At 37.2% G+C, this 16,606-nt stretch carries 14 protein-coding genes; 8 read left to right on the top strand and 6 right to left on the bottom strand.

Annotation, left to right across the window (positions count from 1 at the left end; genetic code table 11):
- Positions 1-3 precede the first annotated feature (3 nt).
- From ftsH to SJY44_RS15590, 5 genes are read left to right on the top strand one after another with little or no spacing between them, the layout of a single operon-like run.
- Complete coding sequence (gene ftsH, locus SJY44_RS15570; protein ID WP_396590416.1) at positions 4-1,947, top strand: ATP-dependent zinc metalloprotease FtsH; 1,944 nt, start codon at positions 4-6, stop codon at positions 1,945-1,947.
- Positions 1,948-1,998: 51 nt separating this feature from the next.
- Complete coding sequence (locus tag SJY44_RS15575) at positions 1,999-2,607, top strand: LUD domain-containing protein (RefSeq protein WP_298931225.1); 609 nt, start codon at positions 1,999-2,001, stop codon at positions 2,605-2,607.
- 4 nt (positions 2,608-2,611) lie between these two features.
- Entirely contained in the window at positions 2,612-3,415 is an 804-nt protein-coding gene (locus SJY44_RS15580) for a phosphatidate cytidylyltransferase (protein WP_396590417.1), read from the top strand.
- The gene (locus SJY44_RS15585) at positions 3,405-4,070 is read left to right on the top strand and encodes a phosphatidylserine decarboxylase family protein (protein ID WP_298931219.1); all 666 of its coding nucleotides are present in this window, start codon (positions 3,405-3,407) and stop codon (positions 4,068-4,070) included. The genes SJY44_RS15580 and SJY44_RS15585 overlap by 11 nt, the downstream gene beginning before the upstream one ends.
- Positions 4,063-4,329: an acyl-CoA-binding protein gene (locus SJY44_RS15590; RefSeq protein ID WP_396590418.1), complete on the top strand. Its 267-nt coding sequence runs from the start codon at positions 4,063-4,065 to the stop codon at positions 4,327-4,329. Before SJY44_RS15585 ends, SJY44_RS15590 begins: the two co-directional genes overlap by 8 nt.
- Here SJY44_RS15590 and SJY44_RS15595 read toward each other — a convergent pair.
- From SJY44_RS15595 to SJY44_RS15615, 5 genes are all read right to left on the bottom strand, one after another.
- Positions 4,326-5,594 (bottom strand): sterol desaturase family protein, encoded by a 1,269-nt coding sequence (locus tag SJY44_RS15595; RefSeq protein ID WP_396590419.1) that lies wholly within the window; start codon positions 5,592-5,594, stop codon positions 4,326-4,328. The two genes, SJY44_RS15590 and SJY44_RS15595, sit on opposite strands and share 4 nt — an antisense overlap.
- 80 nt (positions 5,595-5,674) lie before the next feature.
- The gene (locus SJY44_RS15600; protein ID WP_396590420.1) at positions 5,675-7,960 is read right to left on the bottom strand and encodes an FdhF/YdeP family oxidoreductase; all 2,286 of its coding nucleotides are present in this window, start codon (positions 7,958-7,960) and stop codon (positions 5,675-5,677) included.
- Between the two features lie 115 nt (positions 7,961-8,075).
- Entirely contained in the window at positions 8,076-8,942 is an 867-nt protein-coding gene (locus SJY44_RS15605; RefSeq protein ID WP_396590421.1) for an RNA polymerase sigma factor, read from the bottom strand.
- Between the two features lie 3 nt (positions 8,943-8,945).
- Entirely contained in the window at positions 8,946-9,440 is a 495-nt protein-coding gene (locus SJY44_RS15610) for a YybH family protein (RefSeq protein WP_396590422.1), read from the bottom strand.
- Between the two features lie 161 nt (positions 9,441-9,601).
- Positions 9,602-12,226, bottom strand: a complete 2,625-nt coding sequence (locus SJY44_RS15615; protein WP_396590423.1) for a valine--tRNA ligase — start codon at positions 12,224-12,226, stop codon at positions 9,602-9,604.
- Positions 12,227-12,423: 197 nt separating this feature from the next.
- Here SJY44_RS15615 and SJY44_RS15620 point away from each other — a divergent pair, with 197 nt between their 5' ends.
- Positions 12,424-12,813, top strand: coding sequence for a DUF1573 domain-containing protein (locus SJY44_RS15620; RefSeq protein WP_396590424.1), 390 nt, complete (start codon positions 12,424-12,426; stop codon positions 12,811-12,813).
- Between the two features lie 58 nt (positions 12,814-12,871).
- On the opposite strand, the gene SJY44_RS15625 is transcribed toward SJY44_RS15620, so the two are convergent.
- The gene (locus SJY44_RS15625) at positions 12,872-14,203 is read right to left on the bottom strand and encodes an aspartyl protease family protein (protein ID WP_396590425.1); all 1,332 of its coding nucleotides are present in this window, start codon (positions 14,201-14,203) and stop codon (positions 12,872-12,874) included.
- 149 nt (positions 14,204-14,352) lie between these two features.
- Between SJY44_RS15625 and SJY44_RS15630 the strand changes: the two genes are divergently transcribed.
- A complete protein-coding gene (locus SJY44_RS15630) occupies positions 14,353-15,546 on the top strand; it encodes a pyridoxal phosphate-dependent aminotransferase (protein WP_396590426.1) in 1,194 nt (397 codons plus the stop codon).
- The gene (gene murB / locus SJY44_RS15635; protein WP_396590427.1) at positions 15,543-16,559 is read left to right on the top strand and encodes a UDP-N-acetylmuramate dehydrogenase; all 1,017 of its coding nucleotides are present in this window, start codon (positions 15,543-15,545) and stop codon (positions 16,557-16,559) included. Before SJY44_RS15630 ends, murB begins: the two co-directional genes overlap by 4 nt.
- The last annotated feature ends 47 nt before the right edge of the window (positions 16,560-16,606 follow it).

Consider the following 16,606-nt stretch of genomic DNA (forward strand, 5'->3'; position numbering starts at 1 on the left):
AAAATGGCAAAAGACAACAACAATTCTAATACTCCTAAGAAACCTCGTTTTAGTTCTTGGTGGATTTACGGTGTGGTAATCGCATTAATTATCGGTTTTCAATTTTTTGGAGGAAACAGTTTCTCCAGCACAGAAAAAACCACAACCTCGGAACTGCAAGAGTATTTAAGAAATGGAGACATTTCCGAAATCCTGATTATAACGAATGCAAGACAGGCAAAGGTCTTCTTAACCGAGGAAGCACTTCAAAAAGATGTGCACAAAAATGTTTCGGAGAAACCTTTTAATTTTTCTGCAGGAAAAATTCCACAGTACATTTTGGACTATGGAGATCTTCAGAATTTTGAGGACGAAATAAAAAGCATCAAAAAAGAAAACAATCTTGATACGATTGTTGATTTTGATACAGAGTCAAACGTTTTAGGAGAGTTATTGCTCTCGCTACTTCCATTTGCATTGATTATAGGTATTTGGATTTACCTGATGCGAAGAATGTCTGGCGGTGCCGGCGGCGGTGCTGGAGGTCAGATTTTCAATATAGGAAAATCAAAAGCGAAACTGTTTGATGAAAAAACAGATACCAGGACTTCGTTCAAAGATGTTGCAGGACTTGAAGGAGCAAAAGAAGAGGTTCAAGAAATTGTAGAATTCCTTAAGTATCCAGATAAATACACTTCTTTAGGAGGAAAAATACCGAAAGGAGCCCTATTAGTAGGACCTCCTGGTACAGGTAAAACCCTTTTGGCCAAAGCAGTAGCTGGCGAAGCAAAGGTTCCATTTTTCTCACTATCTGGTTCAGATTTTGTTGAGATGTTTGTGGGGGTGGGCGCATCGCGTGTACGAGACCTTTTTAAACAAGCCAAGGATAAATCACCAGCAATTATTTTTATTGATGAAATTGATGCCATCGGTCGTGCTAGAGGTAAAAACAACTTTACAGGTTCTAATGATGAGCGTGAAAACACACTGAATCAATTATTAACTGAAATGGATGGTTTTGGCACCAACACCAATGTTATTGTGCTAGCTGCTACCAACCGTGCAGATGTATTGGACAAGGCATTAATGCGTGCAGGTCGTTTTGACCGTCAAATCTATGTAGATCTTCCAGACATAAGAGAACGAAAGGAAATCTTTGAGGTTCACCTTCGTCCTATTAAAACTGCAGAAACGCTTGATTTGGATTTTCTTGCTAAACAAACACCAGGTTTCTCTGGAGCTGATATTGCAAATGTTTGCAATGAAGCTGCATTGATTGCTGCACGAAAAGAGAAAAAAGCAGTAAACAAACAAGATTTCTTAGATGCTGTTGATAGAATTGTAGGCGGTCTTGAAAAGAAAAATAAAATCATAACCGTTGAAGAGAAGAAGACCATTGCATACCATGAAGCTGGCCATGCTACGGTAAGCTGGATGTTGGAGCATGCTGCACCTTTGGTAAAAGTTACCATTGTTCCTAGAGGGCAATCCCTAGGAGCTGCTTGGTATCTACCAGAAGAACGCTTAATTGTTCGCCCAGAGCAAATGTTAGACGAGATGTGTGCAACCATGGGAGGAAGAGCTGCAGAACGTGTTATTTTCGACAAAATATCAACTGGTGCACTTAGCGATTTGGAAAAAGTTACCAAACAAGCAAGAGCTATGGTCACCATTTATGGGCTTAATGAGCAACTGGGAAATATTACGTATTATGATTCTTCAGGGAACAATGAATACGGTTTTACAAAGCCGTATAGTGAAGAAACCGCTCAGAAAATAGATGAGGAAATATCAAAAATGATAGAAGAGCAGTATCAGCGAGCGATAAAACTTTTAGCCGATAACAAGGATAAACTTACAGAGCTAGCAGATAGACTTTTAGAAAAAGAGGTTATCTTTAAAGATGATTTAGAGAAGATTTTTGGAAAAAGACCATTCGAAAAAGTAGAAATGGAACCTACTGATTAAATTCAATTTCCAAAAACAATTTCGAATGATTAAATGTTGTTGATAGCATAAATGGGAGTTTTTGACAAGCTTTTTGGAGGTGGCAAAAAGGTTTCCAAGGAAACAGTGGAGACTCGTGGAGATCATATGCCCGACTTAAAAATTCCCGTTGACGAAAAGTTTACCATATACTTTAAAAAAAACGGGGGTAAGTTTATTTATTGCGAAGATGACTCTGAAATTTCTGAAGCTTTAAAGAGCATTATTTCTGAGAACGATTGGCAAAGTCATCTATTTTATACTCTTGACCAACGACTACAAAGTCGTTTTTCTTCTGAAAAAATCGAATTTACGGACAACCGAAAAGAAAGTGATATTTTCTTTACCACCTGCGAGCATTTGATTGCACATAATGGTTCTATTTTGGTTTGTTCAAATCAAATCAAAGAAAAAAAACTGGATGAACTCCCTTCTAACTTGATCGTCTTTGCCACCACTAGCCAATTAGTGGATTCTATAAGTGAGGCATTAAAGGTTATCAAAGAGAAATATCAAAAAAATATTCCTAATAATATTACAACACTAAAACACTTCCAACCTACCCCAGAAAACAAAAATGATTTCCTATCCTACGGAAGTGCTTCAAAAAATGTATATCTTTTACTCCTAGAAGACTACTAACCTCATGAAAGAAATTCTAAGGCGCTCTATTACAGGGGTCATCTATGTGGTGCTCCTAATGGGAGCTGTTTTTTTAAGCTCAGATGCTTTTGATTTTCTCTTTATGACCTTTGGTTTGGCTTGTCTATATGAGTTCAAAAAAAATGTTCGCCTAAAAGGGTATTATATTTTTGTAGCCTATTTGGCTCTTTGGTGGGCTTTCATTTATCTAGTTCATGATACCACCATTATCACCATACTCATGTTACTCACCATTACGGTAGATTTAGCACTCTTGGCGTTTTTATTCTCCAAAAAAGCAAAACAGTTTAGTGAGTTTCAAAAATTTATTATTGCTGTTTTTTACATTGGTGGCGGGTGCATATTTTTAACCATGATTCCCTACAAGCAAAATGATTTTGCCAAGTTTCTTATTATGGGCATTTTTATTTTGATTTGGGTTAATGACACTTTTGCCTATTTAGTTGGGCGGTCTATTGGGCGAACAAAATTATATTCCGCAGTTTCTCCAAAAAAAACCATTGAAGGTTCTTTGGGAGGTCTTATTTTTGCATTGGTAGCAGCATACATTTTATCAGAATATGAAACTAACCTTAAGACATTTGAATGGCTAATTCTTGCCGTCGTAATAGTAGTAGCTGGCAGCCTAGGGGATTTATTGGAATCCAAGTTTAAAAGAATTGCCGGTGTAAAGGATAGTGGTGCAATATTGCCAGGACATGGCGGTATTTGGGATAGATTAGACAGTTTGGTATTTGCAGCTCCATTTGCATATTTAGTACTTAATATATTTTCGTATGTTTCATAAAGAGGGTCAAAAAATTATAATTACAGCCTTTTTCATAGTGGTTGCCATTATCCTTTCTGCACATTTCTATATAGCTATTGAATGGGTTAAGTTGGCGGTTCAAGTTGCCTCACTTACTCTATTGATTTTAATATTGCAATTCTTCAGAAATCCCAAAAGACCGGTAACCCCAACTTTTGATGAAATACTTGCTCCTGTTGATGGTAAAGTTGTTGTAATAGAAGAGGTTGAAGAACCTGAATATTTTAAGGACAAGCGTAAACAAGTTTCCATATTCATGTCTCCTCTAAATGTACATGTTACGCGCTATGCCGCGAGTGGAACGGTAACCTATTCAAAATATCATCCTGGTAAATACTTAGTGGCCTGGCATCCAAAATCCAGCACCGAAAATGAACGTACTACAGTAATATTGCACACTCCAAAATTTGGAGAGATCGGCTATAGACAAATTGCCGGTGCCGTGGCGCGCCGCATTGTAAACTATGCGGAGGAAGGCGAACAAGTTTCACAGGGACAAGATGCAGGTTTTATTAAATTTGGTTCTAGAGTAGATTTGTTTTTACCACTGGATTGTGACGTTGCGGTAAAATTGGACCAAAAAGTAGTCGGCGCAAAAACTTGTATAGCATCTATTCGGAAAAAAGATGACTGATAGAGCCAAATTACATAAACAGTTTGAAGAAGCAGTAGCTTACGTAAATAGCTACACAGAGCCTATGCCTGCGGATCTTTTGCTAAAACTATATGCATACTTCAAGGTGGCAAATAAGAATTTTGGTAATCCCGGAAGTAAAACTCCACTTATTAATGCATTTAAAGCCAATGCCATGATTCAAGCCCAAAACATAGGCATTGAAGAAGCTATGCAAGGTTATATTGATTTGGTAAATAAAGAAGTCAAGAAATCTTAAGGTGCCAAATTTGAAAGTATATCTTTCTTTTCAAAATAAGCAAAATACACCCCGCCAAAGATTGTAATTACAAAATAGAGGCCCACCAAGTAGCTGCCTATCGAAAAATAACTGTTCAAACCAAACCAATCATCCGTTATAAAAATCAAAGCTAGTCCGGCGATACTTCTAAAAACTTCAATCCAAACTGCATAGGTTTCCTTATCCATCAAAGTTGAGTATCCATAAATTCCAATAAATATATACGCCCCAAATAAAAGGAGACCACTAAAACCTATTTCAGAATAATTATAGAACATAAACAACATTAATATGGTGTTTACCAATAGTTGAAAAATTGAATAGCCCTTCAGGTCTTTGGAAGCTTCAGGTTTATATTTTTTGAAGTTATAAACATCTTGAATAATTCGAATTGGATACTTTTCCTTCACATCTTCTGGCCTCCATCCTGTTGGCATAAACCAAATTCTTAGTTTATCCCAATAGCTATTGGTACGCCATGCATCTTTTATTAACCTCCAAATATGTTGAAAATTGATAAGTATGGGATTCCATGTACCGGCTGGTTTTAAGACACCATATTGAGGCGGAACTTCTGGTAGTTCTTCTTGAAAAGTCCCAAACATTCTATCCCAAAAGCTAAAAATCTGACCCAGATTCTTATCTATATATTCCGGATTGATTGCATGATGCACTCTATGTTGTGACGGTGTTATAATAATGTATTCTAACCATCCCATTTTACCAATGTGTCTTGTATGATACCAGAATTGGGCAAATAAATGAATAGGAGCCAAAATGGTGATTACCTTATGTGGAACACCTAACAACGCCGCGGGAATCAATAATAATGGAAAATACCCCAACAAATTGGAGATAGATTGCCTTAGCGCGCAGGCCAAATTGAACTCTTCACTACTGTGATGTATTACATGTTGGTTCCAAAAAAAATTGATGCTATGACTTAAACGATGGTTCCAATAGCCTGCAAAATCAAGAGCAAAAAAGGCCACAATCCAGACCAACCAAGTCTCTTTTATTTCAGTTAATGCAAAAAAATCCAATAGAAAAGGATACGTAACAATAATAATCCCAAGGCCTAATGAATCTTTAACTACGTTGGTAAGTCCGGAGCTTAAACTGCTTATGGTGTCCATTACATTGTGCATCTGTTTTTTTACAAAATGCCCATATAGAACTTCAAAAAGTACAAACCCTATAAAAAATGGAGTAGCATATAATAAAGCTGTGGCATAGGTTTCCATGTTTCTAAAGATAAAAAAATCATCTAAAGTCATCGATTACCAATCGATAAAGACGTTCTCTCAATAAATAGGGTAGATGACTAAACGGACTGTATCTTTACGATAATCGACTTACTAACCGGAGTGTTACTCTTATCTGCATACAAATCTATAGGGACCAGTACATTGGTTTCTGGAAAATATGCACATAAATTCCCAGAAGGAATATCATAAGGAATTAGCTTGAATTTTTCCGCTCGCCGCTCTTTTCCATCATAATTGCTCACCAAATCCACCACTTGTTGAGCGTGTAATTGTTGGTTTTTCATATCACTTGGATTCATAAAAACAATCCTTCGTTCTCCATAAATGCCACGATACCTATCATGCATACCATAAATAGTCGTGTTAAATTGGTCATGACTGCGAACGGTCATCAATACAAATTCATCAGTTTCTAAATTATGTTGCGGAAGTTTACATACTGAAAACTGGGCTTTGCCATCTGGTAATTTTGAAAAATCCGCCTCCCTAGTATTATTAGGCAAGTAAAATCCAGATCCTTTTGATCTATTGGAATATTCTTCATAACCATTCAAAACCATGGAAATTTTCTCCCTAATCAAATTGTAGTCAGTTCCTAAAGTCATCCAATCAATCTGAGCATCTGCACCAAAATATGCCCGAGCTATGTTGGCGATAATTTCTGGCTCGCTCATTAGATGGTCACTAGCGGGTTCTAACCTACCTTCGCTTTGATGTACCTTCCCCATACTGTTCTCTACGGTTACAAAGCGCTTCTTGTCCTTCTCTGTCCTACCCAAAGTGGGTAAGATCAAAGCTATTTTACCAGCAGTAAGGTGCGTGCGATTTAGTTTTGTACTAACTGAAACCGTTAAATCACAGGCCTGGAGTGCATCCGAAGTATATATGGTATCTGACGCTGCAGAAACAAAATTTCCACCTAACGCGATAAAAACCTTGGCCTTTCCTTTGTGCATTGCTTGTATAGCATTCACTGTATCCAAGCCTTCTTTATTTGGTGGTTGAAAACCAAATACGTTCTGAATGGATTTGTTCAAAGATTCTGAAACATGGTGCATAATTCCCACGCTTCTATCTCCTTGCACATTACTGTGTCCGCGAACAGGACAGGTCCCCGCCCCTTTTTTGCCTATACTTCCTTTAAGCAATAACAGATTTACACACTCTTTTATATTTTCAACTCCATTTTTATGTTGCGTAAGTCCCATGGCCCAGCAAATAATGATTTTTGTATTTTTAGCAAGTAGCTCAACTGCCAAATCAATTTGTGCGGAATCTACCCCACATAATTGGAGCAATTGATCTTCATCATGGCTCTCCAAATCATCCAATAGCTCTTGATACCCACTTGTTTTCTCTGAGATAAATGCATCATCAAATATCCTTTCCCCTTCTTTATGGCGCTTTGCCAAACGCTTCATAATAAGTTTTAACAAAGAAACATCTTGATTGATTTTTACTTGAAGAAAAATATCAGTGAGTTGGGTTCCTCCACCTAATATTCCACTGAGTTGTTGTGGGTTTTTAAATCTGTTCAATCCACTTTCTGAAAGAGGATTAATGGTAATGATCTTACCTCCATTTTCTTTGCATTTTTGCAATGCAGTCAGCATTCTAGGATGATTGGTTCCCGGGTTTTGCCCAATGACAATGACAACTTCAGCCTCCGGAAAATCTTCTAAAACAACAGAACCTTTGCCTATTCCCAATGTTTCAGAAAGCGCCACTCCACTAGATTCGTGACACATATTGGAACAATCTGGCATATTGTTAGTGCCAAAAGCACGCACAAAAAGACCGTATAAAAAGGCAGCTTCATTGCTAGAACGCCCAGATGTATAGAAAATGGCCTCATCTGGAGAATGAAGAGTATGTAGATTTTTCGCAATAATTTTGAAAGACTCCGCCCAGGAAATAGGCTCATAATGAATCGAATCTGGCCTTAAAATGAAAGGTTCAGTAATTCTGCCACTTTTTCCGATGCGATAATCTGTCCATGTAGAAATTTCCTCAACAGAATGTTTCTCAAAAAAATTCCTATCTACCCGTTCCAATGTAGCTTCCTCTGCAATCGCTTTAGCCCCGTTTTCACAGTATTCACCCAATTTGGAAGGCTTTTCAGGATCTGGCCATGCACAACCTGGACAATCAAAACCTTCCTTTTGATTCATATGGGAAAGGGTTTTCAAAGACCTAAACAAACCAGCTTCTTTGCTTACGTGCTCCAAAGCGGCCTTTATTCCAGGAATCCCGGCAGCATAATCTGAAGGCTCTGTAACCTTTAAATTTGAAAATTCTATAGTTCCGGTGGCCGAAATATTACGTTTTGGAGCTTTAGGCATATGCTGAAATTATAATTATTATAAAGATACAGATTGCAAAAAACATTGACCGCATATACCTCCTTCTCCAAAAAAGGAGAGAGAGGCATAAATCTGCTATAAACCTAAAGTGCTCCTATAAATTAAAGGTCTCCTTAATGCTTTTAGTAGAAAGTAATTTCCTAATAGACTCCAACTTGTCCGGACATTTTAAAAATGGATGTTCCTGATAGAGTTTTAAATAATCTGGCAAAACCTCGTTGGAATAGGCTTCTACTTTCTTATCTATCACCTCATTTATCTCACTGATAACATCTTTTTGAAAACTAAGCTCCACTGGATCTACATAACCAATTTTTATAAAACCAGCTGTCTTACGATGGCATCTACAGGGGTTGGATTTATTAAGGAGGCCACATTTATGATTCATAAAATTATATAGCTGCTTTTTAGCTCTATGTAATTTTACCCTGAAGTTTTCCTTGGAAATTTCCATAATCTCGCTCCCAACAGAATCTGGGAACTCAAATAACTCCCCAATAATATATATGAGCCTTTGCTCTCGATCAAGGCACAAGAGCATTCCTTTCATACAGCTAATTTTAGCCTCTTTTACCAATAGTTTTTCCTCTACTTCAAAGGAATAATCAGAAAGGGATTCATTTGGTAACTGATCTAATCCATGACCAAATTGTTCAAAAGTTGGGGGATTTATCTCGTGTTTTCCTCTTTTCATATTCAAAAAGTGGTTTTTTATGATACGATACATCCATGTTCTAAAACTACTGTTCTGTTTAAAAGTTTCTAGTTTTGTAATGACCTTGATCAATACTTCCTGAGTCAGGTCTGCCGCCTCATTTGTATCACCAACAAAGGTCAACGCCACATTGAAAATCCAATCTTGATTCTTTATAATCAGAAACTCCAAAGCAGATTTATCACCAGAAAGGGCTTTTTCAATAAGAACTTCATCAGATGTATTTTCATTTAGTTGTGAGTTCATCTTTTACTTTTTCATTAAAAAACTTCCATGCGGATTATCAAACGTAAGCAACCATTTACCATTCTTCTGCTTTTTAAGATTTGCCATGGAAAGTCCACTTTGTTGGATTATGGTACCATCTGGTGCGGTTCCGGTCATAGTCCATGGGGCAATATGGGTTGCAACATCACCATGAACAAAAATCTCATGGCCTTTAGGGTACTCAAATTTTGGATTGATCGAAAAAGCACCCAAAAACATTTCCTTTAGTACTTTAAAATCGGTTACCATGGTCTCTGGTTCAAAAATAACCAAAGCACCGGTTTGATAACTAGCCATGATACCCTCAATGTCTTTGCTATTAAAGGATCGAGTCATAGACTCGATTGCGTTAAGAACATCTTGTCGATCTTTTGAAATTGTTTTGGTCTGCATAACTTTTTGTGTTTGAGAATTCATATTAGTGGTCATACCTAAGCAGATGACCAATGCTACATACATGCATCTTTTATAAATCATAATTGTTGTTTTATGATTTAGACACATCTCAAAACACGACTGTTACAGTAATTCTTTAAATTAATTCTCATACAGCTTAAAACCAAGTAGCAAAATACCCTTAAGATAAATCAAGAGTTATTATTGCCACTTGTTTTATTCCATTTGAATTCTGAAAAATGTTACCCCAAACTAGCCAAACTCTTTTCCAAAGTCTCAATTTTGGCTTCTGCATCTGATGCTTTCTTTTTTTCAATGGCCACAACTTTTTCTGGGGCATTGCTTACAAAGCGTTCATTGCTGAGTTTCTTTTGAACGGATTGCAAAAAGCCTTTGGTATAAGTAAGTTCGTCGGTAATCTTTTTGATTTCTGCCTCAATATCAATGGCTCCACCAATAGGAATAAAGTATTCATTGTTTTTTACTCTAAAACTCAAAGCGCCATCTAATCCTTTATCCACAGTTTCTATATGAGTAATATTGCCCAATTTGGTGATAATGGCATCCATCTGGGCACTTATTTTTCCGCTATTTAAAATTGAAAGTTCCAGCCCTTCTTTTTGAGCAATGTTTTTCTCCTTTCTAATTGTGCGTATACCCGAAATTACCTCAGCAGCAAAATCAAAATCAGAAATCAAATCAGTATTTACTTCGGCTACTTTTGGCCAATTGGAAATAATCAGTGCTTGTTCCGGTGTTCTCTGCGCAATATGCTGCCAAACTTCTTCTGTTAAAAAGGGCATAAACGGGTGCAACAGTTTTAGATTTTCTTCAAATAGGTGAATCACTGCACTTAAAGTGGTCTCATCAATAGGCTGTTGATAGGCTGGCTTAACAATCTCCAATAGCCAGGAACAGAAATCATCCCAAACCAGTTTATAAATGGCCATTAAAGCATCTGAAATCCTGTATTTTGAGAAATGGTCTTCAATCTCAGCAAGAGTTTGATTAAACTTGGCAGTATACCAATCAATTCCAATTTTTGCAGCCTCAGGCTGAGGTAAATCTGCAACCTCCCAACCTTTTACCAATCTAAAGGCATTCCAAATCTTGTTTGCGAAGTTTTTTCCTTGCTGACATAAAGCTTCATCAAACATTAGGTCATTTCCTGCTGCTGAGCTTAACAAAAGTCCTACACGAACTCCATCAGCCCCAAAATCTTTCATGAGTTTGAGGGCATCAGGTGAGTTCCCCAATTGTTTGGACATTTTTCTACGTTGCTTATCGCGTACCAATCCTGTTAAGTATACATTTTCAAAAGGTCGTTTTCCTTGATATTCATAGCCAGCAACGATCATCCTTGCCACCCAGAAGAACAAAATATCCGGTCCTGTGACCAAATCACTTGTTGGGTAATAGTAATTTATCTCTTCATTATCAGGATTTAAAATTCCATCAAAAACACTTATCGGCCACAACCATGAAGAGAACCAGGTATCTAAGGCATCTGGATCTTGGCGTAAATCGGACTCTTGAATTTTTGGATTCTTGGCTTGCGCCTTTTTAAGTGCTTCTTCTTTGCTTTCTGCTACAACAAAGTCGTTTTTATCATCTCCATAGTAGTAAGCAGGAATCTGCTGTCCCCACCATAATTGGCGGGAAATGTTCCAATCCCTTATGTTTTCCATCCAATGACGGTATGTATTTTCAAACTTTTTAGGATATAGTTTAACCTCACCATTTTTTAGTACCGCGTCTAGAGCGGGCTTGGCCAAGCCTTCCATTTTAAGGAACCATTGGTCTGACAGTCGAGGCTCAATAACCGCTTTGGTACGCTCAGAAGTACCCACTTTATTAATATGTTGTTCGGTTTTCACCAAAAAACCATTTTCTTCAAGCTCTTTGGAGATTTCCTTTCGGACTATAAAACGGTCTTTCCCTTGATATTGAAGTCCATAAGAATTAAGCGTAGCATCTTCATTAAAGATATCTATAACCTCCAGGCCATGCTTATCTCCTAAATTCTTATCATTTTCATCATGTGCTGGAGTTACTTTTAAGCAACCTGTACCAAATTCAATATCTACATATTCATCCTCAATAATGGGAATAACCCTATTGCAAATGGGAACTATGGCCTTTTTTCCTTTTAGATGTCTATATCTTTCATCGTTAGGATTAATACAAATAGCGGTATCCCCTAAAATAGTCTCAGGACGTGTTGTTGCTATAGTAACTTTTTCATCTGAGCCTTCAATTTGGTAAGCCAAGTAATATAGGGTGCCTTGACGTTCTTCGTGCACTACTTCCTCATCAGACAAGGTAGTTTTAGCTTCTGGATCCCAATTTACCATTCGATACCCCCTGTAAATCAGGCCTTTTTCGTATAAATCCACAAAAACTTTAATAACAGATGCTGACATATCGTCATCCATTGTGAATTTTTTACGCTTCCAATCCAAGGAACACCCAAGTTTTTCCAACTGTTTAAAAATAACTCCCCCATACTCATCGGTCCAGTCCCAAACATGTTTTAAAAACTCTTCCCGAGTCAAATCAGATTTTTCAATACCATCCTCCTTTAGTTTAGCCACCACTTTTGCCTCAGTGGCAATGGCCGCATGATCGGCCCCTGGAACCCAACAAGCATTCTTCCCCATAAGCCTTGCTCTTCTAATGAGCACATCTTGAATGGTATTATTGAGCATATGCCCCATATGCAACACTCCTGTTACGTTAGGCGGTGGTATTACTATGGTATAAGGCTCCCTATCATCTGGTTTTGAACTAAAAAAATCATGTTTCATCCAGTAGGTGTACCAGTGCTCTTCTACCCTATTTGGGTCGTATTTTGATGGAATTTCCATTTTTCGGTATAGTTTTTGTCCTTTTGGTACTCAGATTGGGTTTTTTAAGGAGAAGAGTAATGTTAATTTAACACTATTCTTCAACCAAGAACCAATCCCGAAATACGAAACAAAAATAAGTAACGTTATTACATAACAAAAGAATTTTGGATGCAGGTGTGAAAACATTTAAATTTGAAGTTCACCCAAAACTAGAAATGATGAAAAAAACTGTACTCATGTTGTTCGTTGGACTTTTGTCTTTAGGCGTTTTTGCCCAAGAGTCTACAGCAAAAATTGAATTTAAAAGTGAGACCGTCGATTACGGTGAAATTGCAAAAGGCAGTGATGGAGTTCGAGTTTTCGAGTTTACCAATACCGGAAGTGTTCCGTTGGTAATCAGTAATGTTAAATCCAGTTGTGGATGCACTATTCCAAAAAAGCCAGAAGAACCTATCTTACCTGGTAAAACTGGGCAGATTCAGGTGAAATATGACACCAAAAGAGTTGGTCCGATCAGAAAAGCAATTACTGTAACCTCTAATGCGGATACTCCTACTAAAGTTCTTAAAATTAAAGGAAACGTTAAGGCTGAAGGAGCCAAGTAGAAGAAAATAATATTGAAACTAAAAAGTCCTGTGAATTTTTATTCATGGGACTTTTTGTTTAGAATACCTTTTTAAGCACAAATGAGAACAATAAATCTTTGTTATAGCGCTCTATTAAAACACGTATACGCTTTCCTTCTTTGTCATTCAACATTTTTAGGACTTCCTGTAATTTATAACGATGTATTTTTTTCCCGTTAACCGCCAATATAACATCACCAGTTTGCAGTCCGGCCTCTGCTGCGGGACTTCCGGCCCTAATACCAGAAACAATGATTTCTGGAACTAGACTAAGTCTGGTCTTATTTTCCAAAAGAATCTGAACATTTCCGAAGGAGCCTTCTTCACTTTGTATCACTCCATTAAAACCTGCTATACTCTCCGCAATATATCTAAGTCCATTGTGCTGTAATTCTATACCGGCCATGTTGTATTGAAACGGGGCTCTAAAATTTCCATTCTTTTTAAAGGTGACTTGTCCCCTGGCGTAGTCAAAAATGATATTAAACCGTTTTAAAATCTCACCACCCACGCTTCCGTTACGATCGCCTAAGTTTTTAATAAATCCGAAAGACTCTCTATAGGGAAAGGCCGCTTTGGCATCTTTTAACTCAAAACTCCCAATTTTAATACCACTCACCTTTGTTCGTTTACCAAAAATATCTCCGCTTAAACCTCGTCCCAAATAGTCTTCATAGTTCTTTTCAGGTATTTCTAGTCCTTTTTCCGGTTCTCTAAAAAGCCAAAGTGCATCACTACTACCTGTATCCACCAATAGTTTAACAGGAATATCTTCATCATCTTCCATTAAAACAGTCCCTTCAACATAGGCCTTTCTACGTTCTATGGACAAGCGCAACGTTTGAGATTTGTTATGGGGGTTATGCTCGTAAAGATCAGGATTATGTAGTTTAATGTTTCGTGAATGATAGTTGATCTCTACTTTAAAGTCCCTAAACAAGTCGTACCCCAAAATACCATGAACGGGAATTCCCAAAGACGTGGAGAAATTAATTTCTTTATCCAAAACCACATATAAATCTTGGTTGTAGTTCTTTACTTTTCCTAGTTTAAACACATTTCCTTTGGAGCTCAAGGCTTTCATGGGTTCACCATCCCCTAGTCCTCTAATTGTAACCTCCGAAACATTGTTAATTTGAAGTGAATCTCTATCAGAAAGGTTAAAAAGAATAGGCTTACTCACTCCTGAATCCAATACAAAAGTGAGTTCCTCACCATTAATTTCAATAGGGATTATGATAAGGTTATTTATAAGCTCAAAATTGATTTTTTGAAACTTTTGATCCTTGGGCAACTTGAAGCCCTGTGCCGAAATCAAAAAAGGAAGTGACACAAAAAGAAGTGTAAAAAGATGTAGGGTTTTTTTCAATTTGCTTACTTCTAAAAGGTTATGTAATTCAATATACAAAATAATAACTGACTCTAACTTTAATTTAACATTCCTATAACCGCTCAAATAATGTAATAATGTGTTGTTTCCAAGAGTTGGTTTTACCATTTTTGCTTAAAATTTAAAGCATGCCAGGTATATCTAAAAAAGGGCTACAAATGCCAGCCTCTCCTATTCGAAAATTGGTTCCCTATGCCGAAGAAGCGAAAAAAAGAGGTACTCATGTAATTCATTTAAATATTGGGCAACCAGATATTAAGACTCCCAAAATAGCGTTGGATGCTGTAAGAAACCACACCATTGAAGTTCTTGCATACAGCATGACAGAAGGTTCCGAGCAATACAGAGAAAAAATTGCTGCTTATTATTCCAAAAAACACATAAATGTCACGGCCCAAGATATAATTGTAACCACGGGAGGGTCAGAGGCCCTTTCTTTTGTAATGGGAACCATTATGGACGGTGATGATGAAATAATTATTCCTGAACCTTTTTATGCCAACTATAATGGTTTTGCAACAGCCTCTGGAGTAAATGTGGTACCAATCGCATCTTCTATTGAGAGTAATTTTGCGCTGCCACCAATTGCAGATTTTGAAAAACTAATAAGTCCTAAGACAAAAGCCATTCTTATCTGTAACCCCGGAAACCCTACCGGATATCTGTACAGTAAAGAAGAGATTAAACAACTAGCAAATCTGGTTAAAAAACATAATTTGTTTTTAGTTGCAGATGAAGTGTATAGAGAGTTTACTTATGAAGGGCGGGAACATTATTCCATTTTACAAGAATCAGGGCTTGAAGAGCATGCCATTATTGTAGACTCCGTCTCTAAAAGATATAGTATGTGTGGGGCACGTATTGGCTGTTTGGTTTCTAAAAACAAGGAAGTTATACAAACTGCAATGAAATTTGCCCAAGCACGATTATCCCCACCAACATTTGCTCAAATTGCCAGTGAAGCTGCTTTGGAAACGCCGCAAAGCTATTTTGATGAGGTTATTAAAGAATATGTGGAAAGAAGAAATATTCTTGTTTCCGAGCTACAAAAAATAGAAGGTGTTAGGATTGCAATACCTCAAGGAGCGTTCTACTGTGTTGTTGAACTGCCTGTTTCTAATTCTGATGATTTTGCCCAATGGCTTTTAGAAAAATTTGAAGTGGACGGAAGTACTGTGATGGTCGCTCCAGCTGCGGGATTTTATGCCACCGAGGGATTAGGTGAAAATCAAATAAGAATTGCATATGTTCTTGAAAAAGAACAACTTATTAAGGCTGTTCAAATATTGGGAGAAGCCTTGAAAACATATAACACCAAGTGAACATTCAAGAAAACATATCGTTAAAAAGCTACAATACCTTTGGTATTGACGCAAAAGCTCGTTTTTTTATTGAAATAAATGGCCTTGCACAACTCCAAAAGGTACTTGAACTTGAAGCGTATCCAAAAAAGTTTATCATAAGCGGCGGAAGCAATATGTTGCTTACCAACGATATTGATGCCTTAGTGATGCATATCAATTTAAAAGGTATAACGGTTGTTGAAGAAAATGAGGAGGAAGTTGTGGTTAAGGCCATGGCAGGAGAAAATTGGCATGAACTGGTACTTTGGAGTTTAGACAATGGTTATGGTGGATTAGAAAACCTTTCGCTTATCCCAGGAAATACTGGAACTGCACCCATTCAGAACATTGGCGCATATGGTGTGGAACTCAAAGATGTGTTTGTAAGTTGTTCCGCTATGGAAATAGAAAGCGGCAATTTAATCGCCTTTGATGCAAAAGATTGTGAATTTGGTTATAGAGATTCTATTTTCAAGAATGATGCTAAAAATAAGTACATCATAACATCAGTAAGTTTAAAACTAACCAAGAAAAATCATGATTTAAACACAGGTTATGGTGCCATTGAAGGTGAACTTAAGAAAAATGGTGTTGTTTACCCTACTATACAAGATGTATCCAACGCTGTAATAGCAATAAGACAAAGCAAATTACCCGACCCTAAAGAGCTTGGAAATAGTGGTAGTTTCTTTAAGAATCCGGTGATTTCCAGAAAAAACTTAGAAAAGCTTAAAAAAATACATCCTGACATTCCCTCTTATAGCATGGACAAGGATCAATTTAAGATTCCCGCGGGTTGGTTAATAGAACAATGTGGATTTAAAGGAAAGCGATTTGGAGATGCCGGTGTACATGAAAAACAGGCCTTAGTGCTTGTAAATTATGGGAATGCCACTGGTGGGGAAATACTGGAACTGGCGCAATTAATTCATCAAGAAGTGGATAGTAAATTCAAAATTCGCATTCACCCAGAAGTTAATATAATAAAATAACCCCCGCATTGAATCAATCACAGGGGTTATACCAAACCAAACTAACC

The organism is Allomuricauda sp. R78024, assembly GCF_044596045.1.
GTDB lineage: Bacteria > Bacteroidota > Bacteroidia > Flavobacteriales > Flavobacteriaceae > Flagellimonas.